Consider the following 2943-nt stretch of genomic DNA (forward strand, 5'->3'; position numbering starts at 1 on the left):
GTGTATAAGAGACAGGAACGCGGTTGGCGCACACACAGGTTGCGGGTTTCGCACGCTTTCCACTCGGTATTGATGGAGCCGATGCTGGATGAGTTCGCTTCGGCGATCGAGGGTTTGGCGTTCGGTCGTCCGAACCTGCCGCTGATCTCCACGGTGACCGGTGCCCGGATCGTCGAGGAGATGTCGGAGCCGTCGTATTGGGTCGGTCAGGTTCGTGACACGGTGCGTTTCGCCGATGCGGTCGCGACGATGGCAGGCACGGGTGTGGCCAGGTTCGCCGAGGTCGGGCCTGATGCGGTGTTGACTCCGATGATCGCCCAGACTCTCGACGACGGGCAGGCGAGCGCGGCGGCTGCGGTGGCTGCTCCTGTGGTGGTGGCGTTGGCGCGTCGAGACCATGCCGACCCGTCCACGGTGGTGGGTGGGGTAGCCGGATTGTTCGTCTCCGGCGCCGAGGTGGACTGGGCCGGTCTGTATGCCGGTACCAGAGCCGAGCGAATCGACCTGCCCACCTACGCTTTCCAGCGTCGACGCTATTGGGTGACCGAAGGGCCCGCCGCCGGTGGTCATGCCAGGGCGATGGGTCTCGTCGCTACCGGACACCCCCTGGTCTCTGCGGTCGTCTCGCAACCGGACTCCGACGCGGTAACTCTCACCGGTCGCCTGTCGGTGCCGACGCACCCGTGGCTGGCCGACCACACGGTGGTGGACACCGTGCTGTTCCCCGGTACCGGTGTGGTCGAACTCGCCCTGCACGCCGGAGAACAGGTCGGCTGCTCGACCCTCGAGGAACTGGTCCTCCAAGCCCCGGTGGCGCTGTCGGAGTCCGCCGGACTCGCGGTGCGCGTTGTGGTCGGTGCCGAGGACGAGACCGGCCGTCGCGCGGTGCGGATCTTCTCTCGGCCCGATGACGGTGCTGATTCGGTGGCGTCGTGGACGCGCAACGCCGAGGGCGTGCTCGCGTCCGGATTCGACAGCGCGGCTGTGGATCTGGTGCAGTGGCCGCCCGCGGGCGGGGTCGCGGTCGATATCGAAGGGGTTTACGACTCCCTCGATGCGCAGGGCTACCACTACGGCCCGGTGTTCCAGGCGCTGAAGTCGGTCTGGCGCGGATCCGACGGGCTGCTCTACGCCGAGGTCGAATTGCCCGAGCAAGCCCGATCCGAGGCGGAGCGTTTCGGTGTGCATCCGGCGTTGCTCGATGCGGCGTTGCATGCCTTGCGTTTCGCCGATGACACTTCGACGGAGGGCACCGGTCTGGCGTTGCCGTTCGAGTGGTCCGGTGTCACGGTGCATGCGGCCGGGGCCGATGCGTTGCGTGTTCGGCTCACTCGCGTCGGCGAGCACGGTGTCGCACTGGATGTGGCCGACATGACGGGCGCCGCGGTGGCGACGGTGCGGCATTTGGCGTCCCGGCCGATCGATCCCGCGCAGCTGACTGTCGGCACGTCCGTCGTCGGTAATGCGTTGTTCCAGATGGGCTGGGCACCGATCGCGGTGCGTGCAGCCGAAGTCTCCGCGACAGCGTGGGCGGAGCTCGGTGAGCGGGTTCCGCAGGTGGTCGTGTTGGACTGCCCGACGGGCAATGATCCCGCCGCTATCCACGCTGCGACCCATGAGGTTCTCGAGGTATTGCAGTCCTGGATCGCGGATCATCGGTTCAGTGAGTCGGTGCTCGTCGTCCAGACCGGTGGTGCTGTCTCGGTTGCCGGGGAAGACATCACGAACTTGGCCGGTGCGGCCGTGGGTGGTCTGGTTCGTTCCGCGCAGGCGGAGAATCCTGGCCGGATCGTGTTGATCGACACCGATTCCGAACTCGACGGGCTGCTGGGCGGGATTGTCGCCGCGGCCGAACCGCAGGTGGCGGTGCGTGATGGGCAAGTACACAGTGCGCGCCTCGGCCGGATATCCGCGACGACCGCTTCGGCTGAAGGTTCCTCCGCGGCCGATTCGGCGGTGGGTTCGTCCTTTGGCCCGGACGACACTGTTCTGGTCACCGGTGCGGGTGGTTTGCTCGGTGGATTGTTCGCTCGGCACCTGGTTGCCACGTGCGGTGTCCGTCGCCTGCTGTTGTTGAGCAGGCGTGGTGAATCCGCTCCCGGTGCCGCTGAGCTGCGAGTGGAGTTGCAGCGTCTCGGTGCCGAGGTCGGGTTCGTGGCTTGTGATGTCGCCGATCGTGGCGCGCTCGCGCGGGTATTGGCGGGCGTGCCTGCCGATCACCCCCTCGCGGGCGTGTTCCACCTGGCCGGTGTTCTCGATGACGGTGCGATCGGTTCGCTGACCCCTGCGCGGATGGATGCCGTGTTGGGACCCAAGGTCGATGCCGCCCTGCACCTGCACGAACTGACCGCGGATCTGCCGTTGAAGGCGTTCGTGCTGTTCAGTTCGGTGGCCGGTGCGTTCGGCAACGCGGGTCAAGGCAACTATGCCGCGGCCAACGCGTGCCTCGATGCGTTGGCGGCGCACCGCAGGGCCTCGAGTCTGTGCGGTAAGTCGTTGGTCTGGGGATTGTGGGACGGGGGTATGGCCGCCGAACTCAGCGACCGGGACCGGCACCGCATGTCTCGCTCGGGTTTGCTGCCGCTCTCGGAGGAACAGGGCCTCGCGCTGTTCGATGCCGCGACAGGGTTGGACACAGCTGCCCCTCTCCTTGCGCGTTTCGACCTGGACGCGATGCGCATTACGGGATTCGCGGTGCCCGCACTGTTTTCGGCGCTGATCCCGCAGCGCCGCAAAGCCGCCTCGGGTGCTTTCACGGCGCTTCGCGCTCGTTTGGCGAACACTCCCGACGGTGAACGTTTCGGTGTGCTCGTGGAGATCATCCGTGGGCAGGTCGCGGCGATTCTGGGACACGAGGACGCGAACGCGATTGCCGCCGACAAGGCCTTCGGTGAGCTGGGCTTCGACTCGCTCGCTGCTGTCGAGTTCCGCAACGCCCTCAAT

The 2943-nt window shown here is 66.9% G+C and carries 1 protein-coding gene; it reads left to right on the top strand.

Going from position 1 to position 2943, the window contains the following annotated elements; all coding sequences use genetic code 11:
* Positions 1-2943 (top strand): SDR family NAD(P)-dependent oxidoreductase (locus tag ACFWPJ_RS29330; protein WP_378856219.1); only part of this gene is annotated, 2943 nt, incomplete at its 3' end.

It is taken from the genome of Nocardia sp. NPDC058497 (assembly GCF_042720195.1).
Classification (GTDB): domain Bacteria; phylum Actinomycetota; class Actinomycetes; order Mycobacteriales; family Mycobacteriaceae; genus Nocardia.